Source organism: Pseudomonas sp. WS 5059 (assembly GCF_012985525.1).
In the GTDB taxonomy this organism is placed as follows: domain Bacteria; phylum Pseudomonadota; class Gammaproteobacteria; order Pseudomonadales; family Pseudomonadaceae; genus Aquipseudomonas.
On sequence record NZ_JAAQWO010000002.1, the window covers coordinates 741,674 to 765,645 of the forward strand.

General features: G+C 58.3%; 26 protein-coding genes and 1 tRNA gene. 22 read left to right on the forward strand and 5 right to left on the reverse strand.

Annotated elements, in window-relative coordinates:
• Window positions 1-2 precede the first annotated feature (2 nt).
• Window positions 3-2,039, reverse strand: a complete 2,037-nt coding sequence (locus tag HBO12_RS08110) for a sensor histidine kinase (protein ID WP_169954703.1) — start codon at window positions 2,037-2,039, stop codon at window positions 3-5.
• A gap of 46 nt (window positions 2,040-2,085) precedes the next feature.
• Window positions 2,086-3,003, reverse strand: coding sequence for a putative 2-dehydropantoate 2-reductase (locus HBO12_RS08115; RefSeq protein ID WP_170041895.1), 918 nt, complete (start codon window positions 3,001-3,003; stop codon window positions 2,086-2,088).
• 137 nt (window positions 3,004-3,140) lie between these two features.
• Between HBO12_RS08115 and HBO12_RS08120 the strand changes: the two genes are divergently transcribed.
• Window positions 3,141-3,626 (forward strand): YajQ family cyclic di-GMP-binding protein, encoded by a 486-nt coding sequence (locus HBO12_RS08120; protein WP_007933288.1) that lies wholly within the window; start codon window positions 3,141-3,143, stop codon window positions 3,624-3,626.
• A gap of 127 nt (window positions 3,627-3,753) precedes the next feature.
• Entirely contained in the window at window positions 3,754-4,596 is an 843-nt protein-coding gene (locus HBO12_RS08125) for a mechanosensitive ion channel family protein (RefSeq protein WP_170041896.1), read from the forward strand.
• Between the two features lie 176 nt (window positions 4,597-4,772).
• Here the strand turns inward: HBO12_RS08125 and HBO12_RS08130 are convergent, their stop codons facing one another.
• A complete protein-coding gene (locus tag HBO12_RS08130) occupies window positions 4,773-6,068 on the reverse strand; it encodes an OprD family porin (protein ID WP_169954661.1) in 1,296 nt (431 codons plus the stop codon).
• A 727-nt stretch (window positions 6,069-6,795) separates the two neighbouring features.
• Here HBO12_RS08130 and HBO12_RS08135 point away from each other — a divergent pair.
• Entirely contained in the window at window positions 6,796-7,221 is a 426-nt protein-coding gene (locus HBO12_RS08135; RefSeq protein WP_170041897.1) for an HIT domain-containing protein, read from the forward strand.
• Window positions 7,222-7,224: 3 nt separating this feature from the next.
• Window positions 7,225-7,431 (forward strand): SlyX family protein, encoded by a 207-nt coding sequence (locus HBO12_RS08140; RefSeq protein ID WP_057441383.1) that lies wholly within the window; start codon window positions 7,225-7,227, stop codon window positions 7,429-7,431.
• 83 nt (window positions 7,432-7,514) lie between these two features.
• Here the strand turns inward: HBO12_RS08140 and HBO12_RS28565 are convergent, their stop codons facing one another.
• Window positions 7,515-8,117, reverse strand: coding sequence for a cold-shock protein (locus HBO12_RS28565; RefSeq protein WP_169954663.1), 603 nt, complete (start codon window positions 8,115-8,117; stop codon window positions 7,515-7,517).
• 407 nt (window positions 8,118-8,524) lie between these two features.
• Here HBO12_RS28565 and HBO12_RS08150 point away from each other — a divergent pair, with 407 nt between their 5' ends.
• From HBO12_RS08150 to HBO12_RS08235, 18 genes are all read left to right on the forward strand, one after another.
• The gene (locus tag HBO12_RS08150) at window positions 8,525-8,998 is read left to right on the forward strand and encodes a Dps family protein (protein ID WP_029300319.1); all 474 of its coding nucleotides are present in this window, start codon (window positions 8,525-8,527) and stop codon (window positions 8,996-8,998) included.
• Window positions 8,999-9,190: 192 nt separating this feature from the next.
• Entirely contained in the window at window positions 9,191-9,541 is a 351-nt protein-coding gene (locus tag HBO12_RS08155) for a ribbon-helix-helix domain-containing protein (protein WP_169954664.1), read from the forward strand.
• 162 nt (window positions 9,542-9,703) lie between these two features.
• A complete protein-coding gene (locus HBO12_RS08160) occupies window positions 9,704-9,925 on the forward strand; it encodes an FmdB family zinc ribbon protein (RefSeq protein WP_057441377.1) in 222 nt (73 codons plus the stop codon).
• 110 nt (window positions 9,926-10,035) lie between these two features.
• The gene (gene aspS / locus HBO12_RS08165) at window positions 10,036-11,811 is read left to right on the forward strand and encodes an aspartate--tRNA ligase (RefSeq protein WP_170041898.1); all 1,776 of its coding nucleotides are present in this window, start codon (window positions 10,036-10,038) and stop codon (window positions 11,809-11,811) included.
• 135 nt (window positions 11,812-11,946) lie between these two features.
• Complete coding sequence (locus tag HBO12_RS08170) at window positions 11,947-12,693, forward strand: YebC/PmpR family DNA-binding transcriptional regulator (RefSeq protein WP_038442836.1); 747 nt, start codon at window positions 11,947-11,949, stop codon at window positions 12,691-12,693.
• Between the two features lie 158 nt (window positions 12,694-12,851).
• Complete coding sequence (gene ruvC, locus HBO12_RS08175) at window positions 12,852-13,376, forward strand: crossover junction endodeoxyribonuclease RuvC (protein ID WP_005790910.1); 525 nt, start codon at window positions 12,852-12,854, stop codon at window positions 13,374-13,376.
• 63 nt (window positions 13,377-13,439) lie between these two features.
• On the forward strand, window positions 13,440-14,051 hold the full coding sequence (gene ruvA / locus HBO12_RS08180; RefSeq protein ID WP_003193868.1) for a Holliday junction branch migration protein RuvA: 612 nt from the start codon (window positions 13,440-13,442) through the stop codon (window positions 14,049-14,051).
• Window positions 14,052-15,110: a Holliday junction branch migration DNA helicase RuvB gene (gene ruvB / locus HBO12_RS08185; RefSeq protein WP_029300308.1), complete on the forward strand. Its 1,059-nt coding sequence runs from the start codon at window positions 14,052-14,054 to the stop codon at window positions 15,108-15,110. It abuts the gene before it with no gap.
• A gap of 139 nt (window positions 15,111-15,249) precedes the next feature.
• Window positions 15,250-15,705: a tol-pal system-associated acyl-CoA thioesterase gene (gene ybgC / locus HBO12_RS08190; RefSeq protein ID WP_169954666.1), complete on the forward strand. Its 456-nt coding sequence runs from the start codon at window positions 15,250-15,252 to the stop codon at window positions 15,703-15,705.
• A 1-nt stretch (window position 15,706) separates the two neighbouring features.
• Window positions 15,707-16,402 (forward strand): protein TolQ, encoded by a 696-nt coding sequence (gene tolQ / locus HBO12_RS08195; protein ID WP_029300305.1) that lies wholly within the window; start codon window positions 15,707-15,709, stop codon window positions 16,400-16,402.
• Between the two features lie 23 nt (window positions 16,403-16,425).
• Window positions 16,426-16,878, forward strand: a complete 453-nt coding sequence (gene tolR, locus HBO12_RS08200; protein WP_162473200.1) for a protein TolR — start codon at window positions 16,426-16,428, stop codon at window positions 16,876-16,878.
• Window positions 16,878-17,951, forward strand: coding sequence for a cell envelope integrity protein TolA (tolA, locus tag HBO12_RS08205; RefSeq protein ID WP_029300302.1), 1,074 nt, complete (start codon window positions 16,878-16,880; stop codon window positions 17,949-17,951). Before tolR ends, tolA begins: the two co-directional genes overlap by 1 nt.
• Before the next feature lie 17 nt (window positions 17,952-17,968).
• Window positions 17,969-19,249, forward strand: coding sequence for a Tol-Pal system beta propeller repeat protein TolB (tolB, locus tag HBO12_RS08210; protein ID WP_169851059.1), 1,281 nt, complete (start codon window positions 17,969-17,971; stop codon window positions 19,247-19,249).
• Window positions 19,250-19,304: 55 nt separating this feature from the next.
• Window positions 19,305-19,805 carry a peptidoglycan-associated lipoprotein Pal gene (pal, locus tag HBO12_RS08215; RefSeq protein ID WP_029300299.1) on the forward strand — a complete coding sequence of 167 codons (501 nt, stop codon included), beginning with the start codon at window positions 19,305-19,307 and terminating at the stop codon, window positions 19,803-19,805.
• 6 nt (window positions 19,806-19,811) lie between these two features.
• Window positions 19,812-20,636 carry a tol-pal system protein YbgF gene (gene ybgF / locus HBO12_RS08220; RefSeq protein WP_169954667.1) on the forward strand — a complete coding sequence of 275 codons (825 nt, stop codon included), beginning with the start codon at window positions 19,812-19,814 and terminating at the stop codon, window positions 20,634-20,636.
• 165 nt (window positions 20,637-20,801) lie between these two features.
• A complete protein-coding gene (gene queE / locus HBO12_RS08225) occupies window positions 20,802-21,449 on the forward strand; it encodes a 7-carboxy-7-deazaguanine synthase QueE (RefSeq protein WP_057441364.1) in 648 nt (215 codons plus the stop codon).
• A gap of 1 nt (window position 21,450) precedes the next feature.
• Window positions 21,451-22,140 carry a 7-cyano-7-deazaguanine synthase QueC gene (gene queC / locus HBO12_RS08230; protein ID WP_169954669.1) on the forward strand — a complete coding sequence of 230 codons (690 nt, stop codon included), beginning with the start codon at window positions 21,451-21,453 and terminating at the stop codon, window positions 22,138-22,140.
• Between the two features lie 63 nt (window positions 22,141-22,203).
• Window positions 22,204-22,279 (forward strand) — tRNA-Lys (locus tag HBO12_RS08235).
• An 848-nt stretch (window positions 22,280-23,127) separates the two neighbouring features.
• Here the strand turns inward: HBO12_RS08235 and HBO12_RS08240 are convergent.
• Window positions 23,128-23,949: a hypothetical protein gene (locus HBO12_RS08240; protein ID WP_170041899.1), complete on the reverse strand. Its 822-nt coding sequence runs from the start codon at window positions 23,947-23,949 to the stop codon at window positions 23,128-23,130.
• Between the last annotated feature and the right edge of the window lie 23 nt (window positions 23,950-23,972).

The window sequence follows — 23,972 nt, forward strand, 5'->3', positions numbered from 1 at the left end:
GGTCAGTGCTCCAGTTGAGTCAGTTCGTGGGGGGCAAGCTGGCTGCCGGCCAACGGCAGGCGCAAGGTGAAACAGGTGCCCTGGCCCAGGGTGGAGTGAACCTCCATCTGGCCCTTGTGATTGTTGGTGATGATGAAGTACGAGACCGACAGGCCCAGCCCCGTGCCTTGGCCGATTTCCTTGGTGGTGAAGAAGGGCTCGAAGGTGCGCTTGCGCACGTTCTCACTCATGCCGATGCCATTGTCCTCCACCTGGATCTCGGCCCATGGTGGGTTGAGCCGGGTGCGCAGGATGATGCGCCCCGGCTCGCTGTCGTCTTCGCGCAGGTGGATGGCCTGGGCGGCGTTTTTCAGCAGGTTGAGCAGCACCTGCTCCAGCTCGTTGGCGGTGCCAGGCACCGGGCCCAGCAAAGGATCGAACTGGCGGATGATTGCCTGGCCCTTGAAGTCGAAGCCGATGGCCAGGTCGAAATCGTTACCGGCAATTTCTACCGCTTGGTCGATCAACGCCGGCAGGTCGCAAGGTGCCATCTGGCGGTTGCTGCGGCGGCTGAAACTGAGCATATGGGTGACGATTTTTGCCGCACGGGCCCCGGCTTGCTGGATGCCGTCGAGCAGTTGCGGTACTTCGCGGCTTTGCAGGTAGCGGTTGACCGTCTCCAGTTCCACGCCCACCTGTTCGGCGTGCTCCTGGTTTTTCGGGAGGTCCGCCGACAGCCGCCGCCGGATGTTTTGCACGTTATGCAGGATCGCCCCCAGGGGGTTGTTGATCTCGTGGGCCATGCCCGCTGCCAGCCCGCCGACCGACAGCATTTTTTCCGACTGCACCATCATCTCTTCCAGGGACAGACGCTGGGTGATGTCATCGATGCGGATCACCACCCCGCGCCCGGCGCCGCCCATCAGCGGGTAAAAGGTCAGGGCATAGTGCTTGGGCTCGTCGTCCTTGATCCAGGTGACACGCTCGATGCGCTCCACCGTGTGCTGTTCCACCGCGGCCTTGAGCTGCGGCAGGTAGGGCTTGAGCGGCTCGAAGGCAAGGAAGATCGGCTGGTTCAGGGCTTCGCCCAGGCGTGTGCCGGACAGGGCACTGGCTTCCTGGTTCCATTGGGTGACATAGAGCTGCTCGTCCAGGGCGATCAAGGCAGATGGCATGGAGTCGATGATGCTGTTCAGATAATTCTGGAAACCGGTGAGTTTTTTCTCGATTTTGCTGCGAACCTGGACTTCCAGCTCCAGCTTGCGGTTGGTATGCCGTGTTTCCTCGGCCAGGCCCTGGGCCTGGTCATAGGCGGCCTGGGAGTCGTCGCGCGCACGCTTGAGCTGCTGCTCGCGGGCTTCGATGCGTGACAGCATGGTATTGAACGCTTCGGCCAGGCTGCCGATTTCGTCATGGTTTCCGCGCCCGGCCCGCAGGGCGTAGTTCTCCTCGCGGGTGACCTGGCGCGACAATTCTTCCAGCTCATGGATGGGCCGGGTAATCAGGCGCTTGATCTGTCGGGCGATCACCAGCCACAGCAGGATGCTGAAAATCAGGATGCCGAGGCTGGCGGTCAGGGTGCCGGTGTAGAAGGCGACCGGCAGTTCGCTACTGGCCACCAGCAGCAAATGCCCCGAGGGCAAGCCGGGGCGGGGCAGGGTGATGATTTGATTGCTGCGAAATTCGGTGACCCGCCAGGCTTCAATGTCGCGGTAGTGTGCCGGCAGTTGCAGGCGGTCGCCGTGTTGCAGCTGCGCCAGGCGACTGCCTTCACCGTCATACAGGGCCGCCGCCCGCAGTGGCGAATAGCTGGTCAGCTCGTTGAGCAGGGCGTCGGCCTTGGCGGGAGAATCCAGGGCTTGCGCGGCGAGGGCCGGGTTGGAGACCAGCCGGCCAATAGCCTGCAAGGCTTGCGGGGCCATGCTTTCCTGGGAGATCCAGTAGGCGGCGCTGATAAAGGTCAGGTTGGCCACCAGCAGCACGGTGGTCAGCAGTACCAGCAGGGCCGCCAGCAGTTTCTGCCCAACGGGGAGATTTTCGAGACGCTGGCGCAGTGGCATCAGGTTGTTCGCAGGCAAGGATCAAGTCGGCAGGGTAGCGCGTGCCTCAGTCGCGGGGCAATCCGCGTGCGTCCAGGTAACCGGCCAGGCGCACCTGCAGTTGTTGCAGGTGTGGCAAGCTCAGGCGATGGCGCAAGGCCGCCTGGCAGGCATGGCCGAGCAGATAGCTGATCTCGGTGCGCCGCCCGTTGGCCACATCCTGGTACATCGACGAGAAGTTCGCCGCCGTCGCCTGGATCACCCGCTCCACTTCGGTTTGCAAATCCTGGGCTGCCGCCGGCTGGCCGCAGCACTCCAGCAGCTCGGCGAGTTCGGCGCACAAGGTCGATACTTCGCATTGATGCGCCTGTAGTCCGCCATTGCGGCATTGATAGAGCACAGTCAGAGGATTGATCGCACAGTTGAGTGCCAGTTTTCGCCACAGGCGCGTGAGGATATCGGTGCTCCACTGGTGGGGAATGCCGGCAGCGTGCAAATCGTCCAGCCACATCGGCGCCGTGGGATGGGTGGCGTCACCCAGCCAGGTAAAGCCATGGCCGGCGAACACTACGCTGCCATCGTTCTGGCGAAACGCACCCTCGGTGCTGGAGGCGAAGATGCAACGCGCCTGGGGCAGTTGCGCGGCAACCGCGTCCTGGCTGCCCAGGCCGTTCTGCAGCAGGATCACCTCGGCGTTGGGTGTCAGGCGTTGGGCCAACTGAGCGACGGCACCAGGTGCGTCGTAGGCTTTACACGCGACCAGTAGGCGATCAATCGGCTCGGGGCTGTCGGATGTTTGTGCCGTCACCGGATAAGTCTGGGCATGCCCTTGCTCGACCAGGGTCAGCCCCGGCGCTGCCCGGTAGCGGGCCAGGCGCGCCTGGTCTCGCAGGATCAGCGTAACGGGCAGGCCTGCGCGGGCCAGGCGTGTGGCCCATAATGTGCCGAGACTGCCTGCGCCGAGGACATGCCAGGTGGTGGACATCAATTTTGCTCCGTAAGCCGCTGGGTGAGCCAAGCAGCTCAGGGTAAAGAGTCGTTATAATGCCCCGGCATTTTACCCGCAAGCCAGGCGTGCTCCATCTCTACTGAGCCGCGCCCCTTTTTTATTGGAGAAACTACATGCCGTCGTTCGACGTGGTATCTGAACTGGACAAGCACGAAGTCACCAACGCCGTCGAGAACGCCGTCAAGGAGCTGGACCGTCGTTATGACTTGAAAGGCAAGGGCAGCTTCGAGTTCAAGGAAAAGGAACTGACGGTCAACCTGACCGCTGAAGCCGATTTCCAGCTCGAAGCGATGATCGAGATCCTCAAGCTGGCCCTGGTCAAGCGCAAAATCGACGTGCAATGCCTTGAAGTCAAGGATGCCTATGCGTCGGGCAAGTTGATGAAGCAGGAGGCCGTGCTCAAGGAAGGTATCGACAAGGAGCTGGCGAAGAAGATCGTCGCTCACGTCAAGGATGCCAAGCTCAAGGTCCAGGCCGCAATCCAGGGCGAGCAGGTGCGTATCACTGGCAAGAAGCGCGACGACTTGCAGGAGGCGATTGCCGCCCTGCGCGCCAAGACCTTCGATATGCCGCTGCAGTTCAATAACTTCCGCGACTGATCCGGTTTTGGGGAACCCGCGGGGCTTTTCGACGTCCCACGCCCCAGAACCTGCAGAAACGATTGAGCCCTTCGGGGCTCAATTGCTGTGGCGACCTTTATTTGCAGTGCTAGACAGGAGAATCTAGATGGATTTGAACGCTGAAGTGGACCAATTGATCAAGGCTTCCCAAGCCTGGGTCCCGATGATCATGGAATACGGCAGCCGCGTATTGCTGGCGGTATTGACCCTGGCCATTGGCTGGTGGCTGATCAACAAGCTGACCCACAAGGTAGGGCGCCTGCTGGCCCTGCGCAATGCGGACCTGGCGTTGCAGGGCTTTGTGACCAGCCTTGCGAACATCGTGCTCAAGGTGATGCTGATCGTCAGCGTAGCCTCGATGATCGGAGTCGAAACCACCTCGTTTGTCGCCGCGATCGGTGCCGCGACCCTGGCCATTGGCCTGGCGTTGCAAGGTAGCCTGGCCAACTTTGCCGGTGGCGTGCTGATTCTGCTGTTCCGCCCGTTCCGTATCGGTGACTGGATCGAAGCCCAGGGCACGGCGGGTACCGTCGATAGCATCCAGATCTTCCACACGGTGATCCGTACCGGCGATAACAAGACGGTCATTGTGCCTAACGGCATCTTGTCCAACGGCATCATCACCAACACCAATCGCCAGCCAACCCGCAAGGTGGTGTTTGACGTGGGTGTCGACTACGAAGCCGATTTGCAGAAAGCCCGTCAAGTGCTGCTGGAATTGGCCAAGGATCCACGGGTTCTGGCGGATCCCGAGCCTGTCGCAGTGGTTTCGACCCTGGGCGACAGTTCGATCACCGTTTCCCTGCGTGTATGGACCAAGACTGCGGATTATTGGGACGTGATGTTCATGTTCAATGAACTGGCGCGGGACCGTTTGAAAGCGGCCGGAATTGATATCCCGTTCCCGCAGCGCGTTATTCGCGTGATGCAAGAAGCGCCTGCCAAATAAGAACGGGTGCAGGGATTTAACTTGGCTGAAGAGTCAGGTTTTGTCTCGATAATAAACTTGATAGTTAGCTTGCTAGTTATCAAGGTCGCAGAAATAAAAGTGCAATAAAAAAGCCGCTCACTGGTTAAAAGTGAGCGGCTTTTTCATTAAGGGCCGAAGCCCTCGGGCATCTTTGATTACAAGATGTTCAACGGGTATTGCGCAATCAGACGCAGTTCATCGATGGACGAAGAACCGTAGTAAACGCCATCAGACGAACGATAAGTCGCTTGGCGAATACGCAGGCTCAGGTCTTTGGCCGGGCCGCTCTGGATCACGTACTTGGCTTCAAGATCGCGTTCCCATTCTTTGCCGTTCGAGGTCAGGGCGGTGTTGGCGCCGCTACCGGTGACGTACGCAGCCAGGAAGCTCAGGCCAGGTACACCGAAGGTGGCCATGTCGAGGTCGTAACGGGCCTTGAAGGATTTCTCGCCTTCGGCGTTGAAGTCGGAACGTGCAATGGAGTTGGCCAGGAACACTGTGCCGCCGCCGTCGATGCCGTAGCCGTAGTCGCCGTCACCAGTAACCTTCTGGGCCGCCAGGGTGAAGGTGTGTGCACCGATGGTGTAGGCACCCTGCAAGCTGAACGCGCGGTTGTCGAGTTTGGTAACGTCGTCTTTGTAGGCGCGTTGCAGGCCGGCACCGTCGCTCTTGGTGTCGTAGATGTTGAAGTCTACGGCCACCGACTGGTCATCGCTCAGGGCGTGGGTCCAGTTGACGTTGGCGTAGTATTTGCGCCAGTAGTCTTCGACTTTCGAGTAGTAGAGGCTGGTGGTGAACTCAGGCGTCCAACCGTAGGTGCCGCCTACGAAATTGGCTTGCTTGATGCCTCGGGAGGTTTCAGGGAAGTCGAGAATACTGTCCTTGAAGGTCTGCGCCTGGGCCACGCTGGAAGTGAAGTGACCGGCTTCCAGCTTGAGGTCCTTGATCTCGTTACTGACGATCGAGATACCTTGTGGCAGCTCTGGCAGCAAGCGACTGTCGTCGGATGCGAATACCGGTGCGGTGGTGTACTGGTCGCCGACTTTCAGCACGGTATTGGAGAGGCGGAACTTGATGGCGCCGCCGCCCTTGGAGTATTCATCCTCTGAGCGGCCATCCGAACCTTCCGGGAACAAGCCAGTGCCATTACGGCCTCTGCCGCTGTCCAGTTTCACGCCGAGCAGGCCGATAACGTCAACACCCACACCGATGGTGCCCTGGGTGAAGCCCGACTGGTACAAACCGTTGAAGCCCAGGCCGGTTTCCCGGGTGTAGCTTGTGCCCGACTTGTTGTTGCGGTTATCTCGGCTGAAGTACAGGGTGCGGGTATTGATGCTGAAGGTACTGTCTTCGACAAAGCCCTTGGCATCGTCTTGGGCGGACGCCATTGCGAACTGTGAGGTGCCTGCTGAAACAGCGAGGGCGATCATGCTCCACTTCATCACGCGCATCGTGATTTGCTCCTTTGGTTTTAGGAAGAGTACTGCCGTCCCACCTATATTTTTGTCTGGGCGGCTCTTTCTTTTTTGTGACAGCGCAAACTTATAGCACGCTGGCAATAATTGGCGATACTTGCACATCTGTCCTTTCAGCTTCTTTACGAGGCTGTCGTAAATTGCTAGATCCATGTCGCAAATCTACAGTCTGCTTGTAACCAGACTGACAACTTCAATACTGTTTTTAATACCCTGGACAGAGGTGCAAAGTACCCTGTTCAAAGTTTAAAACTTCCTGTTTTTGTATTGACTCACTGTTGTTTTTATCGTGAAGCACTGCCTTCCTGGCAGGTGCCGTTGTCGACGATAGGGGAGTGAATGCAACAAGCGTGCTCAAACCGTCGGGCAGATGTCATTTTTTCGTGAAAAATGTGCTGGGTCTGTGAAAACCGCCTGGGCACGGGGCTTTTGCGTGGTTTTTTTTGGAATTCAGGGCCTCGGCTGTGCGGGATTTCGAACGGATAAAAATGTGTTTCTGTCAGAAATGTTACCGGTTCACCCTACACGGTGAGTAATCGGCGGATAGGCCCTGCCCGATGCGGGGCATAAAAGACTCATTTTGGTGCGTCGGTGCCCGGTCGTGAGATTGCCCATGGCGCGCGCGCGGATTGCCCCGTGAAGCAGCCGCCATTCGCAGGTATGCTGGGCGCCTGAAACTGACTAGCCGAACGGAGTGCCTGCGGTGTTCGCCTTGGATCCACGTCTGCAAAACGACACCTTGCCCATCGGGGAATTCCCCCTGTGCCGGCTGCTGCTGTCCAATGACTCTAACTACCTCTGGCTTATCCTGGTGCCGCGCATTGCCGGTATCAGCGAAGTGTTCCAGCTCGACGCGGGCGACCAGTCCCGCCTGTGGCAAGAAACCACGACGTTGGCGCAGCTGCTCAATGACGGGTTTGGCGCGGATAAAATGAACATTGGCGCCCTGGGTAACGTGGTCAACCAGCTGCATGTGCACGTGATTGTGCGCAAACGCGACGATGCGGCTTGGCCTGCCCCCGTCTGGGGCAGGCACCCGGCGGTGCCTTATACCGACGCTCAGGTCGCGCTGATTCGTACCCGCCTGCGCGAGTTGTTGCCGCCCGAATTCACTTTTGCCCAGGACTGAGCCATGGACCTGCAAGACCGCGTGATGGACCTTGAGAGCCGCCTGGCTTTCCAGGACGACACCATCGAGACCTTGAATGACATCCTGGTTGCCCAGCAACGAGCGGTAGAACGCCTGCAATTGCAGATGACGGCCTTACTCAAGCGTCAGGAAGAAATGGGCGGGCAGTTCGAATCCTCCGAGGAAGAAGCGCCGCCGCCTCATTATTAAGGGGGCGGGTAAACTCCCGGCGATAAAAAAACCGCGATGCAGTATCAACTGCATCGCGGTTTTTTTTCGGGCCTGTTCTGGGATCAGCGACGCGGCAGGGCGGCGATCACGTCTTCAGCTTGCAGGCCTTTGTCACGGTTCATCACGGAGAACTCCACGCGCTGGCCTTCCACCAGGACACGATGGCCTTCGCCGCGAATGGCTCGGAAGTGGACGAAGATATCGTCGCCCGAATCCCGGGAAATAAAACCGAAGCCTTTGGAGGTGTTGAACCACTTGACGGTCCCGGTATCCCGGTTGGTCATATCGTAGTTTTGCGAGGAGGCCGGGGCAGACGAACGGTAGAAGCTGATGGCCAGGTGAAGAACGATAGCGACTACGGCAATGGCCAGGCTGAGCAGGATGGCTGGATGGCCACCGACTTCAGGCATGGGGGCCAGGAGGGTGAGGGTTTGTACGACGACAGTCAGCACCAGCAGTGCGCTGACCAGGTTTTGCAGTTGATGGCGTGTGCCTTTGTTCCAGTAGGGGATCACTGGCGCCAGCGTCAGGTTGAGAAGGCCGAACAGAGCCAGGTACAGCGCGTCGTGTTGTTGCAGGTACGGCAGGCTTTCTGGTTGCAGGCTCGGGATAAAGGACAGCAGCAAAGCTGCAGCGCCCGTTAGCAGGTGGACGATTTTCAACATTTTGATTAACTCACGTTAAGACGGATCACGAAGGAAGAGCTGACTGGCACGGTTCGCTTCTGAACAATGGGAGGCGTTGGACACGTGCGCGATTATTCAGCCTATGCCGCTTGCCGCAGGAAATAGCGGTGGCGACACGCTGCCTATTTAACAGCAAAGCCTGTGCCTTCTCAAATCAAGCGTTTCAAGGCGTTGCGAAGATCATGGCATTTATGCGGCAAACCCTTGTCCTAGACAGGTGCGGGTGTTTTTCACCGTGCCAGGCCTTGCCGTTCGTGGTCGAGCGCGTTGCAAAGGGGCGATTTGCCGCAGGCCGAGTGCGGCGGCAGGGCTGCGCAAGGCGAGCACTCTTGCTAGAGTGGGTAAGCACCTGATCAATGAATATTCATCAATTGAAGGGAATAGACATGGCAATCGATATCGGTATCAGTGAAGAAGATCGTAAATCCATTGTTGACGGACTTTCACGGCTGCTTTCAGATACCTATGTACTGTATTTGAAAACCCATAACTTCCATTGGAACGTTACCGGGCCGCAATTTCGCACATTGCACTTGATGTTTGAAGAGCAATATAACGAACTGGCGCTGGCAGTTGACTCCATTGCCGAACGTATTCGTGCCCTGGGCTTTCCAGCGCCGGGTGCTTACTCTATCTATGCCCGTCTGTCTTCGATTAAGGAAGAAGAAGGCGTACCCAGCGCTGAAAACATGATCAAGCAACTTGTCGATGGGCAGGAAGCGGTTACCCGCACTGCACGCGGGATCTTCCCGTTGCTGGATAAAGTCAGCGACGAGCCGACCGCGGACCTGCTGACCCAGCGCATGCAGATCCACGAAAAAACCGCCTGGATGCTGCGCTCGCTGCTCGAAGGCAAGTAAGCCCTGCAGGCCAGTGGTGCCCGGCAGGCGCCGCTGGCTGCACCTGATTGCTTCCTGATATATGCGTTGGCTTGTCCTACGAGCCGCGACTCTCCGTCTTCTGGCTGCACTTGCCTGCTTGATGTTTTATAGGCTCAACGGCCAATAACAGCCGTGTATTCAAGAGCCGTTTGGCAAGGGAGTGTCAAGTGTATGTCGCGTAGTATGAGTAAAGGTGTGCTGGAAACTTCCGGGGTCTACAAGACAAAGATCGATCCCTTCGTCAAAGGGTTCGATATGGCGTTGGCCCGGCCATTATCACGTTCTGTCCGGTTGAATGGTTTTTCGACATGCCTGCGGCTTGAAGAAGTCTATTGGAACATTCTTGGTGAAATAGCCAGGATCAATACCTGTTCGGTCAGTGCGCTGCTGTCCTATGTGGATCGCGAGGTGCACTTGCGTTATGGCGGGGTCAAGAATTTCAGCGGCCTGGTCAGGGTGGTCTGTGTGGTTCATGCGTTGAAAGGGCAGGTATGCGCCGCAGATCAGGCTGGCGTGATGTAGGCCGGTTGTCCCGTATCAGGGGGGCAGAGGTGTTGGTCTAAGTGGGCTGCACGTTGCCACGGCTGCACAGCCTCGATTTAACGGATATAATCTCGCCCTTTGCTGCGCATACCGGCTGGTACGGAGCGTGGCGCAGCAGTGACGTGATCGCCGAGATATTCCATGCCCATGTACGATTACCAATGCGCTTCCTGTGGTCATCAGTTGGAAGCCATTCAAAAGATCAGCGACGCGCCGTTGGTCGATTGCCCTGCTTGCCAGGCGCCCGAGCTGAAAAAAATGTTGTCGATGCCGGGCTTTCGCCTGAGCGGTAGCGGCTGGTACGAGACGGACTTCAAGACCGGCGCCAAGAAGAATCTGGCGGGCGGCGACAAAGCAGACTGAGTTGAACTCTACGCGCGAGCTCCTGCATTATCCGTGGCCTGACTTAATAGGTGCGGTGTCCGAGCAGGAACTCCACCGAATTTCGAATTACGAGAAGTGAAACCACTACCATGATGCGCAGCCACTATTGCGGCCAACTGAACGAGACCCTGGAAGGTCAGGAAATCACCCTTTGCGGATGGGTTCACCGTCGCCGCGACCATGGCGGGGTGATTTTCCTCGATATCCGTGATCGTGACGGTCTGGCCCAGGTGGTATTCGACCCGGATCGCGCCGAGAGCTTCGCCGCCGCTGACCGCGTGCGCAGCGAATACGTCGTGAAAATCACCGGCAAGGTACGCCTGCGTCCGGCCGGTGCCACCAACGCCAACATGGCGTCGGGCATGATCGAAGTCCTGGGCTACGAGCTGGAAGTGCTTAACGAGTCGGAAACCCCGCCGTTCCCACTCAACGAGTTCTCCGACGTTGGCGAAGAAACCCGCCTGCGTTATCGCTTCCTCGACCTGCGTCGTCCGGAAATGGCCGAGAAGCTGCGCCTGCGCTCGCGCATGACCACCAGCATCCGTCGCTTCCTCGACGAGAACGGCTTCCTCGACGTCGAGACGCCGATCCTGACCCGTGCTACGCCAGAAGGCGCACGTGACTACCTGGTGCCAAGTCGTACCCACGCCGGTAGCTTCTTCGCCTTGCCGCAGTCGCCGCAGCTGTTCAAGCAACTGCTGATGGTCGCTGGCTTCGACCGCTACTACCAGATCGCCAAGTGCTTTCGCGACGAAGACCTGCGCGCCGACCGCCAGCCGGAATTCACCCAGATCGACATCGAGACCAGCTTCCTCGATGAAAAAGAGATCATGGGCCTGACCGAAGAAATGATCCGCAACCTGTTCAAGGAAGTGCTGGACCTGGAATTCGGCGAGTTCCCGCACATGACCTTCGAAGAAGCCATGCGCCGCTACGGTTCCGACAAGCCAGACCTGCGCAACCCGCTGGAGCTGGTCGACGTTGCCGACCAGCTCAAGGAAGTCGACTTCAAGGTATTCAGCGGCCCGGCCAACGACTCGAAATGCCGCATTGCCGCACTGCGTGTGCCAGGCGGGGCGAGCATGCCGCGCAAACAGATCGACGACTACACCAAGTTCGTCGGCATCTACGGCGCCAAGGGCCTGGCTTACATCAAGGTCAACGAGCGCGCCAAGGGTGTTGAAGGCCTGCAGTCGCCAATCGTCAAGAACATCCCGGAAGACAAGCTCAATGTGATCCTCGATCGCGTTGGCGCAGTCGATGGCGATATCGTGTTCTTCGGCGCCGACAAGGCCAAGATCGTCAGCGAAGCCCTGGGCGCGCTGCGGATCAAGCTGGGCCACGACCTCGACCTGCTGACCTGCAAGTGGGCACCGATGTGGGTCGTCGACTTCCCGATGTTCGAAGAGAACGACGACGGCAGCTTCAGCGCCCTGCATCACCCGTTCACCGCACCCAAGTGCACGCCGCAGGAGCTGGAAGCCAACCCGGCTGGCGCCCTGTCCCGTGCCTACGACATGGTGCTCAACGGCACTGAGCTGGGTGGCGGTTCGATCCGTATCCACCGCAAAGAGATGCAGCAGTCGGTGTTCCGCCTGTTGGGCATCAACGAAGCGGAACAGGAAGAGAAGTTCGGCTTCCTGCTCGACGCGCTGAAGTACGGCGCTCCACCCCACGGCGGCCTGGCCTTCGGCCTTGACCGCCTGGTGATGCTGATGACCGGTGCCCAGTCGATCCGTGAAGTGATTGCCTTCCCGAAAACCCAGAGTGCTGCGGACGTCATGACCCAGGCTCCAGGTGTGGTGGATGCCAAGGCACTGCGCGAGCTGCACATCCGTCTGCGCGAGGCGCCGAAGGCTGAGTAAGGCTGCGGCGTGAAAGCGCGATAAGGTTGTACGCAGTCAAAAAGGCGCATCTTCGGATGCGCCTTTGCGTTTAAAAGAGGGAAATCTCGCCTGGGGCGGGATTGAAAGGTTTCTAGAGAATTTCGGAGTTGTGTTATGGCTGGCCATTCCAAGTGGGCGAACATCAAGCACCGCAAAGAGCGTCAGGATGCCAAGAAAGGCAAGATCTTCACCAAGTGGATTCGTGAACTGACTGTCGCTGCCCGCCAGGGCGGCGGTGATCCTGGCTCCAACCCACGCCTGCGCCTGGCGCTGGACAAGGCCCTGGGCGCCAACATGAGCCGCGACATCATCGACCGCGCCGTGGCCCGCGGGGCCGGTGCGGCCGATACCGACGATATGGTCGAACTGACCTATGAAGGCTACGGCCCGGGCGGCGTTGCGGTGATGGTTGAGTGCATGACCGACAACCGCAATCGTACCGCGGCGGCCGTACGCCATGCGTTCAGCAAGTGTGGCGGCAACCTGGGTACGGATGGTTCGGTAGCCTATCTGTTCGAGCGCAAGGGCCAGATTACCTTCGCGCCGGGCACCGATGAAGACGCGCTGATGGAAGCTGCGATGGAGGCGGATGCCGACGATGTGGTGACCAACGAAGACGGCTCCATCGACGTATTCACCTCGTTTGCCGGCTTCTACGCGGTGCGTAACGCCCTGGAAGCGGCGGGTTTCAAAGGCACCGACGCGGAAATTGTCATGCTGCCGACCACCAGCGCCGAACTGGACCTGGACGGCGCGCAGAAGGTGCTCAAGATGCTGGACATGCTTGAAGACCTGGATGATGTGCAGAACGTCTACTCCAACGCCGACATTCCAGAAGACGTGGCCGCACAGCTAGTCTGAAGGCTGGTGTAGACCATAATGTGGGAGCGGGCTTGCTCGCGAAAGCGGTTTGTCAGTCAGTACATGCGTTGACTGAAACACCGCTTTCGCGAGCAAGCCCGCTCCCACATTGGATCTTCGCTGTATCAAAAAATGTGTTTACCCAACCTGCAGGCGTTATGACTTTAATCCTAGGTATCGACCCCGGTTCGCGCATCACCGGCTTTGGCGTGGTGCAGCAGACCCCGCGTGGCTGTATCTACGTGGCGTCGGGATGTATCCGTACCGGCGCCGGGGAGCTGGCCGAGCGTTTGCAGATCGTCTATCGCGGCGTGCGTGAAGTGATCCAGACCTACGGGCCGGTGACCATGGGCATCGAAAAGGTATTCATGGCCAAAAATGCCGACTCGGCCCTCAAGCTGGGCCAGGCCCGCGGCGCCGCCATCGTCGCCGGAGCGGAGGAGGGGATGGAAATCGCCGAATACACCGCGACCCAGGTCAAGCAGGCGGTGGTTGGCACCGGCGCGGCGAATAAAGAGCAGGTGCAGATGATGGTCATGCATATGCTCAAACTCACCTCCAAGCCACAGATCGACGCTTCTGACGCCCTGGCCATCGCCATTTGCCATGCCCACACCCGCTCCAGCCTGCTGCCTCACGGCCTTGGCACGGCACGCAGTCGTGGCGGGCGCCTGCGTCTCTGATAGCATCAGCGCAATCGTTATGGTCGGGCCTCGATCTGACCTCAAGCTTTAAGGATCTGAACCGTGATTGGACGCTTGCGCGGCACCCTGGCTGAGAAACAGCCGCCGCACCTGATTCTGGATGTAAACGGGCTGGGGTATGAGCTGGAAGTGCCCATGACCACCCTGTACCGCCTACCGTCGGTCGGTGAACCGATAACGTTGCACACCCATCTGGTGGTGCGCGAAGACGCGCAACTACTCTATGGTTTCATCGGCAAGCGCGACCGCGACTTCTTCCGCGAGCTGATCCGCCTCAATGGCGTTGGCCCGAAACTGGCCCTGGCCTTGATGTCGAGCCTGGAAGTGGACGAGTTGGTACGTGCTGTTTCGGCCCAGGACACCTCGGCGCTGACCAAGGTGCCGGGTGTCGGCAAAAAAACCGCTGAGCGCCTGCTGGTGGAGCTCAAGGATCGCTTCAAAGCCTGGGAAGTGGTGCCAAGCATGTTTGCGCTGGTGCCAAACCAGCCGGATATGCCGGCGGCCCAAGTCGCCAGCGCCGAAAGTGACGCCGTCAATGCGCTGATCTCCCTTGGCTACAAGCCACAGGAGGCCAGCAAGGCAGTGTCGGCCATCAAGGACAAGAACCTGAGCGCTGAAGACATGATCCGCCGAGCCCTGAAGGGAATGATTTAAGTGATTGAAGCTGATCGTCTGATTGCAGCCACCGGCCCTCGCGACCGTGAAGAGGTCCAGGACCGGGCCATCCGCCCCCTGAGCCTTGCCGATTACATTGGCCAGCCCACCGTGCGCGAGCAGATGGAGCTGTTCATCCAGGCGGCACGTGGGCGTGCCGAGTCCCTGGACCACACGCTGATCTTCGGCCCGCCGGGGCTGGGCAAGACTACCCTGGCCAACATCATCGCCCAGGAAATGGGCGTGTCGATCAAGAGCACCTCCGGCCCGGTGCTGGAGCGCCCGGGCGACCTGGCTGCGTTGCTGACCAACCTTGAACCCCATGACGTGCTGTTCATCGACGAAATCCACCGGTTGTCGCCCATCGTCGAAGAAGTGCTATACCCGGCCATGGAAGATTTCCAGCTGGATATCATGATTGGCGAAGGGCCGGCCGCGCGCTCGATCAAGCTCGACCTGCCGCCGTTCACCCTGGTCGGCGCCACCACCCGTGCCGGCATGTTGACCAACCCGTTGCGAGACCGTTTCGGCATTGTTCAACGTCTAGAGTTCTATAGCACTGCTGACCTTGCGACGATTGTCAGCCGTTCGGCGGGGATTCTCGGCTTACCGCTCGACCCGGAAGGCGCCTTCGAGATTGCCCGCAGGGCACGTGGCACACCGCGGATTGCCAACCGTTTGCTGCGCCGGGTGCGCGATTTTGCCGAGGTGCGGGCCAAGGGCCATATCACCAAGGCCGTGGCCGACCTGGCGTTGAACCTGCTGGACGTCGATGAACATGGCTTCGACCATCAGGACCGGCGCCTGCTGTTGACCATGATCGAGAAGTTCGATGGTGGGCCGGTGGGCGTGGATAGCCTGGCCGCCGCCATCAGTGAGGAGCGCCATACCATTGAGGATGTGCTGGAGCCGTACCTGATTCAACAGGGTTACATCATGCGTACGCCAAGGGGGCGGGTGGTCACGCGCCACGCGTATCTGCACTTTGGGTTAAACATTCCGTCACGATTGGGGGAGATGCCTGTGGTAGACGAATTCCTCGATGCAGTGGACGATTAAAAAAGGCATGGCGGGTCGATTTATTCGGCGTTTGTGCTGTCCTAGTGGCTGGCGTCGTCATTCTTTCGTTAGAAATGCTGCAGAGAATGAAAAACAGTTGCCTGGCCGGATTGGCAACCTGAGGAGTAAGCACTAGAGTATGCGCGCGCAAAACGGGGATCAGTCGTTCGCACATCGCTGTCGCGTTTATTACGAGGACACCGATGCGGGCGGCATCGTGTATTACGTCAATTATCTAAAGTTCATGGAGCGGGCTCGAACCGAGCGGCTACGGGAGCTGGGCTTTGCCCAATCCCAGCTGGCAGGGGAGGACCTGTTATTTGTCGTGCATTCCAGCGAGGCCCGTTACTACGCGCCGGCGCGACTGGACGATGAATTGCTGGTCAGCGCGCAAGTAATCGAATTGAACCGTGCCAGCCTGCGCTTTAAACAGCAGGTCAGGCGGGCAACGGATGCAACGCTGCTCTGTGAGGGGCAGTTCCTGGTGGCGTGTGTGCGCACCAACAGTTTGAAACCCAGGGCCATTCCCGAAACTCTACGTGCGGCCTTTGCCAACGTGAGCGGCGCGGGTCAACAATCAAAGCAGGAGATTTAGCGTGGAACCTACCGTCGTCGACCATTCCTCCATGTGGAGCCTGGTCAGCAATGCCAGTGTCGTGGTTCAACTGGTCATGCTGACCCTGGTAGCCGCATCGGTTACCTCATGGGTCATGATTTTCCAGCGCAGCAACCTGCTGCGCGCCGGTCGACGCGCCCTGGAGAGCTTCGAAGAGCGCTTCTGGTCGGGTATCGACCTGTCCAAGCTGTATCGCCAGGCGGGCAGCAACCCGGACCCGGACTCGGGCGTCGAGCAGATCTTTCGCGCCGGCTTCAAGGAATTTTCCCGCCTGCGCCAGCAGTCCGGCGTCGACCCGGAAGCGGTCATGGAAGGCGTGGCCCGTGCGATGCGCGTAGCGATCTCCCGTGAGGAAGAAAAGCTCGAGCAGAGCCTGCCGTTCCTGGCCACCGTCGGTTCGGTCAGCCCGTATATCGGCCTGTTCGGCACCGTATGGGGCATCATGAACTCCTTCCGTGGCCTGGCAACGGCCCAGCAAGCGACCCTGGCCACCGTGGCCCCGGGTATCGCCGAAGCGCTGATCGCCACTGCCATCGGCTTGTTCGCTGCAATCCCCGCAGTAATTGCCTACAACCGTTTCGCCGCCACCAGCGAAACCCTGATTGGCCGTTACTACACCTTCGCCGATGAATTCCAGGCGATCCTGCACCGTAAAGTGCACACCAGCGAAGAATAAGCAGGTAATTCCCAATGGCTTTAATCGCTCGAGCTCGCAAAAAGCGCAAGCCGGTCGCCGAGATGAACGTAGTGCCTTACATCGACGTGATGCTGGTGCTGCTGGTGATCTTCATGGTGACCGCGCCGATGCTCAATCAGGGGGTGAAGGTTGATCTGCCCAAGGTTTCCAGCGAAGCCTTGCCGCAGGACAACAACACCCAGGTCCTGACCATTTCGATCAAGGCTGACAAGACCTATTACTGGAACCTTGGCAGCGAAGTCGACACCCAGAAGCAACAGGACAAGGCCATGACCTTGCCGCAGATGACCGACGCCGTGACCAAAATCATCCGCGCCGGCAATGAAGGCGGCAAGCACACCCAGGTGTTCATCCGCGGTGACAAGTCGGTCGACTACGGCTCCGTCATGGGCGCCATGGGCGGGCTGCAGAAGGCCGGGGTCGGTAATGTTGGCTTGATTACCGAGGCGCCCTGATGCAGCAACAGCGAGAGCCGTCCGCCTCGGAAAGCTTCTTCTGGCCTAGCGTCTGGGCGATTGCCCTGCACGTTCTGGTGTTTGGCATGCTGTTTGTCAGCTTTGCCATGACCCCGGAGCTGCCGCCAGCCAAGCCGATCGTGCAGGCGACCCTGTATCAGCTGAAATCGAAAAGTCAGGCCACCACCCAGACCAATCAGAAGATTGCCGGTGAGGCCCAGAAGTCGGCTGCGCGCCAGACTGAAGTCGAACAGATGGAACAGAAGAAGGTCGAGCAGGAAGCGGTGAAGGCTGCTGCGGAACAAAAGAAAGACGAGGCGGCTCAAAAGGCCGAAGAATCGAAAAAGGCTGACGAAGCGAAGAAGGCCGACGAGGCGAAAAAGGCTGATGAAGCCAAGAAAGCCGAGAAAGCTGCCGAAGCCAAAAAAGCCGAAGAGAAACAACTGGCTGATATAGCCAAGAAGAAATCTGAAGAAGAAGCCAAGAAAGCGGCTGAAGAAGAGGCCAAGAAAAAGGCCGCTGAAGAAGCCAAGAAAAAGATAGTCGAAGACGCGAAGAAGAAAGCCGCCGAAGACGCCAAGAAAAAAGCTGAAGCAGACGAGGCGAAGAAGAAAATCGCCGATGATGCGAAGAAGAAAGCTGCCGCCGACGCCTCCAAGAAAAAGGCCCAGGAAGCAGCACGTAAATCCGCCGAAGATAAAAAGGCCCAGGCCTTGGCAGATTTGCTTTCCGACACGCCGCAACGTCAGCAGGCCTTGGCCGATGAACGTGGTGACGAAGTCGCGGGCAGTTTCGACGATCTGATTCGCGCTCGCGCAGCAGAAGGCTGGACACGTCCACCTTCGGCACGCAAAGGCATGACAGTCGTGCTGCAGATCGGCATGTTGCCAGACGGTACGGTGACTTCGGTCAGCGTGGCCAAGTCCAGTGGCGACGGTTCGTTCGACAGTTCAGCGGTTGCAGCGGTCAAGAATATTGGCCGGTTGACCGAGATGCAGGGAATGAAACCAAGCGACTTCGCTCCCTATCGTTCATTCAAGATGACATTCACACCTGAGGATCTAGCCTTGTGAGAAACCTTCTTCGAGGAATGCTTGTCGTTATTTGCTGTATGGCAGGGATAGCGGCGGCGGATGAAAAGAACATCCTGGTAACCAGCGGTAGCGATCGGGCCACCCCGATTGCGGTTGTACCGTTTGGCTGGCAGGGCGGCAGCGTTCTGCCGGACGATATGGCGGAAATCATTGGTAATGACCTGCGCAACTCGGGTTACTACGCGCCAATTCCGAAACAGAACATGATCAGCCAGCCGACCCAAGGCAGCGAAGTGATCTACCGTGACTGGAAAGCCCTGGGCGCCCAGTACCTGATGGTAGGTAGCATCGTTCCAGCAGGCGGTCGCTTGCAGGTGCAATACGCTCTGTTCAACGTGGCCACCGAGCAGCAAGTGCTGACCGGTAGCGTGTCGGGCAGCGTTGACCAACTGCGGGACATGGCGCACTACATTGCCGACCAGTCGTTCGAGAAACTGGTGGGTATCAAGGGTGCGTTCTCTACCCGCATGTTGTACGTGACGGCTGAGCGTTTCTCGGTGAACAACACCCGCTACACCCTGCAACGTTCGGACTACGACGGTGCCCGTGCAGTGACCCTGTTGCAATCGCGCGAGCCGATCCTGTCGCCGCGTTTTGCGCCAGATGGCAAGCGTATTGCCTACGTGTCGTTCGAGCAGAAGCGTCCGCGCATCTTCGTCCAGCACATCGACACCGGTCGCCGTGAGCAGATCACCAACTTTGAAGGCCTGAACGGTGCCCCAGCCTGGTCGCCGGATGGCAATCGCCTGGCATTCGTACTGTCCAAGGACGGTAACCCGGATATCTACGTGATGAACCTCGGTTCGCGCCAGATCACCCGTGTCACTTCCGGCCCTGGTATCAACACCGAGCCGTTCTGGGGCAAGGATGGTTCGACCATCTACTTCACGTCAGACCGTGGCGGCAAACCGCAGATCTACAAGAGCAGCGTTGGCGGTGGTGGTGCGGAGCGTGTGACCTTTATTGGTAACTACAACGCCAATCCGAAGCTTTCGGCGGATGAAAAGACCCTGGTAATGATCCATCGCCAGGATGGTTTCACTAATTTCAAGGTGGCGGCCCAGGATTTGCAGCGCGGAAGCGTAAAAATCCTCACAGATAGCACTCTTGATGAGTCGCCTACTGTCGCGCCCAACGGCACCATGGTAATCTACGCCACCCGCCAGCAGGGCCGGGGAGTCTTGATGCTCGTGTCCATTAATGGACGCGTAAGGCTCCCGCTTCCTACCGCACAAGGCGAAGTCAGAGAACCGTCCTGGTCCCCTTACCTGAACTGACGCGGCGCTACAAAAAGAAGTACTTAACACACTGGGGTTCATTAGGAGTTTCACGATGGAAATGCTGAAGTTTGGTAAGTTTGCTGCTCTGGCTCTGGCTCTGTCCGTAGCCGTTGGTTGCTCGTCTAAAGGCGGCGACAATGCCGGTGAAGGCGCAGCTGTTGATCCAAACGCTGGTTACGGCGCCAACACTGGTGCAGTTGACGGCTCCCTGAGCGAAGAAGCTGCTCTGCGCGCGATCACCACTTTCTACTTCGAATACGACAGTTCGGACCTGAAGCCAGAAGCCATGCGCGCTCTGGACGTTCACGCGAAAGACCTGAAAGGTAACGGCGCTCGCGTTGTTCTGGAAGGCAACACCGACGAACGTGGTACTCGTGAGTACAACATGGCACTGGGCGAGCGTCGTGCGAAAGCCGTTCAGCGCTACCTGGTACTGCAAGGTGTTTCCCCAGCTCAGCTGGAACTGGTTTCCTACGGTGAAGAGCGTCCAGTTGCTACCGGCAACGACGAGCAATCCTGGGCTCAAAACCGTCGCGTCGAACTGCGTAAGTAATTCGTCATGCGAACGTGCCGTCGTGTTGTAACCGTATTGGCTCTCAGCCTTGCACCGCTTGCGGTGTGGGCTGCGGTTCCCGTGGAAGATAGCAACTCTGGCTATAACAATAGTGGGAGCAGCTATCCACCGGCAGGTTATGGCACGAACGGCGCCTATGCGGGGGGAGCGGCCACGGCCGCTCCTTCGGCACAGGGCGAACTGTTCAACCAACTGCAACGCATGCAGGATCAATTGGCGCAGCAACAAGGCACCATTGAAGTTCTGCAAAATGAAGTGCGTCAGCTCAAGCAGGAAGGCCTGGAGCGTTACCAGGATCTTGACCGACGTATAGGAGCCGGTGCTACACCAGCCGCTACTCCTGATAATTCTTCTGCCGGTGGCGCCGCAAGCGCCGCCGGTGGTGCAGCCGCAGGCGCCACTCAGGCCCCTGCCGCCAGCAGCGAACCGGCTGATCCGGCGAAGGAAAAGCTGTATTACGACGCAGCCTTCGACCTGATCAAGGCCAAGGATTTCGACAAGGCCAGCAAGGCGTTCACCGCTTTCCTGGGTCGTTATCCAAACAGCCAGTACGCGGGTAATGCCCAGTATTGGTTGGGTGAGGTCAACCTGGCCAAGGGTGATTTGCAGGGTGCAGGCCAGGCGTTTGCCAAGGTCAGCCAGCTTTACCCCAAGCACGCCAAGGTGCCTGATTCGCTGTACAAACTGGCTGATGTAGAGCGCCGCCTGGGTCATACCGACAAGGTCAAAGGCATTCTTCAGCAGGTAGTGGCCCAATATCCGGGTACCTCTGCCGCCCAGTTGGCTCAGCGTGATTTGCAACGCTTGTAAGCATTGCTGTCCCGCTTGGAAGAAACCCGCGCCTGTCGCGGGTTTTTTCGTTAGAATCCACGCCCTTTTATGAAATACGCTTTCTGGGGTTCACGCTTTGCCGGGATCCCATGAAGTGCCTGACGGAGGCGGACAGCCTGTTTAGCTGTTACGCCCGTGGCGACTATGCAAGACACATTACGCATCACCGAAGTTTTTTACTCGTTACAGGGTGAAACGCGCACTGCCGGCCTGCCCACAGTATTTGTGCGCCTCACCGGCTGCCCGTTGCGCTGCCAGTACTGTGACAGCGCCTACGCCTTCAGCGGCGGCACCATTCGTACCCTCGACGACATCCTGGAGCAGGTTGCAGGCTTCCGGCCGCGCTACGTCTGTGTAACAGGCGGCGAGCCGCTGGCCCAGCCCAATGCCATTCCTTTGCTCAAGCAGTTGTGTGACGCCGGTTACGAGGTGTCCCTGGAAACCAGTGGCGCCCTGGATATTTCCGCGGTCGATCCGCGCGTCAGCCGCGTGGTTGACTTGAAGACCCCGGACTCCAAGGAAGCGCATCGCAACCGTTATGAGAATATCGAGCTGCTGACCGCCAACGACCAGGTCAAGTTTGTCATTTGCTCGAGGGACGATTATGACTGGGCCAACTCCAAGCTGATCCAGTACGGCCTGGACCGACGCGCCGGCGAGGTGCTGTTCTCTCCAAGCCACCATGACTTGAACGCTCGCGACCTCGCAGATTGGGTGGTCGCGGACAATCTGCCGGTGCGCCTGCAATTGCAGCTGCATAAATACCTTTGGAACGACGAGCCAGGACGCTGAAATGACTGAACAAACGACTGATCAAAAACGTGCCGTAATCCTGCTATCTGGCGGCCTCGACTCCGCGACCGTGGTGGCGATGGCGCGTGCCGAGGGCTATAGCTGCTACACCATGAGCTTCGACTATGGCCAGCGCTCCCATGCCGAGTTGCACGCCGCCGCCCGTGTCGCCCACGACCTCGGCGTGGTGGAGCACAAGGTGATCGGCTTGAACCTCAATGGCATTGGCGGCTCGGCCCTGACCGACAGCTCCATTGACGTGCCTGAGGCGCCCACTGAGGGCATCCCGGTCACCTACGTGCCGGCCCGTAACACCGTGTTCCTGTCGCTGGCCCTGGGCTGGGCAGAGGTGCTTAACGCCCGTGACATCTTTATCGGCGTCAACGCGGTGGATTACTCCGGCTACCCGGACTGTCGCCCAGAGTTCGTCGAGTCGTTCGAGCGCATGGCCAACCTGGCGACCAAGGCTGGCGTAGAAGGGCATGGCTTCCGTATCCAGGCGCCACTGCAAAACCTGAGCAAGGCGGATATCGTCAAGGCGGGTGTAGGGCTTGGTGTCGACTACTCGCTGACTGTTTCCTGCTACCAGGCGGACAATGACGGTCGTGCTTGTAGGAAATGTGACAGCTGCCGCCTGCGCGCCGAAGGCTTCCAAGCGGCCGGAATTACTGACCCAACGCGTTATTTCTGATTTATTTAAAATAAGGTGTTGAATAATCCTTAGAAATCAGTATTATACGCGCCACCACACAGCGGGTCGTTAGCTCAGTTGGTAGAGCAGTTGGCTTTTAACCAATTGGTCGTAGGTTCGAATCCCACACGACCCACCATTTTTGGCGGTTTAGAAAATCCGGAAGGCCCACGCAAGTGAGGATTTCCGGGTTTTTTTTTGCCTGGGACAAAAGCGCGGGCTCGATGGCTCGCCTGAAGGGTGACACGACATTCGCATCGACTAGCAGCACCGTCTTCGACTGCGGATACAACACCCAAGCCATTATTTGTAGCTGTCGCCAGGTAAACCCAGCCGGGTCCGCTTTTTCAGAACAGTAGAGGTTATGCCAAGTAAGTAAACTGTGCAGTTGTACTTACTTGGCAGGTGTGCAAGATCAGAATTGATGTCGCATTTTAATACCGCGTCACTAGACAACTAGCACGACGACGCCTTTAAAGTTCCATTACAGTTATTTATGGTTTTTACCTCCGCTGCGGGGCCATTGAAGGAGGTTATGAAATCTCCACCGTTGGCCATACGACAGCTTGCGGTAATCCAGCAAGCGCCCTCGGCGTTGAGTCGCACTACTTGAATGACGCCGGCGTTTCCCGCCGGCACAGTGTCTCCCTTGCTGCAGGACTGATAGGCAGGGCTACTCTGCCAGGCATTTTTACATGTGTTGTTGTCTTCAGCACTGGCTGCTTGCATTTGAAGCAGAACTGCAAATGCTAGAAGAAATCCAATGATTGAGCTTTTCATTTTATGATTCCTCTAGATGTGCGTTTCCCCACATGAAACTATGCTCTGGGTTTTTGGGATGTGTCTACTGTCATAGTTGACAGGTTTCATGAGATGTTTGAGGTTTTTTATAATTGTTATGAATAATGTCGGGTGACGTTATAAGTTCGTGGGAGGTGTTTGAGCTTGCTGATGTGAAACCCAGAGAGCCCCGCACCAGCGTTAGCCTCAAGGCTGCTTATGCCCATTCATCCACGGGCTGTAGTCCACCTGCACATACCCCATGGGCAGGCCCTTGGGGTAGTTGGCAAACCCCGGCATCTTTCGCAGGTCCAGCAGTTTGCACTGCGTGACAAGGCGTTGCTGCAACGCGCTATCTACCTTGAAGCCCTGTAAACGGTACGGGCTCTGATTCAGGTTGACCATGCACTCATTCACTTTGCCTTGCGCATCGGCGATGAGGTGGAAGCTGGCGACGCCAATACTCTGGATGTCATGCCCGACAAACAGCTGTTCACGGAAAAAACGTATCTGCCTATACAGGTCGATTCGTGTTTTCTGCAGTTGTTGCTGTTCATCCGAAAGCCCCATCAGAGGGGTGAACACCATGGGCGCGACAATCACCTGGGTGTCCTTGGCGTTGGCGAAGACCTTGGGCGAGACCTCGGGAAAGAGGGTGGTCCAGCACAGTTCAGTCACCAGTTTGGCCAGCTTGGCCTGGCGCAGGTTGTTCTGGCCCTCGTTGGGCAGCAGGGTCCCGCGTTTGGCCGAACAGTCCACGACGTGGTTCTGCGCGTCGACGGTCATGATCATGTTCATCACCCCCGTCAGCTCGTTTTCATTGGCGGCCAGGGCGTAGCTGCGCAGTATCGTGGTGAAGGTATGGATGAATTTTTCGTCTTTTTGTTGCACCTGTGCCGCCGCCGAGGCCGCCGCCTGCTCTGGCGTTTGGCTCTGGCAACCGGCCAGTGACAGCAGGCTCGCACCGAACAAGGCCAGTAGCCAGCGGGAGGGAGAAGGCGCGTTGAATTCCATTTCTTGGGGGCTCATATACAAATAGACACGGGAAGAGG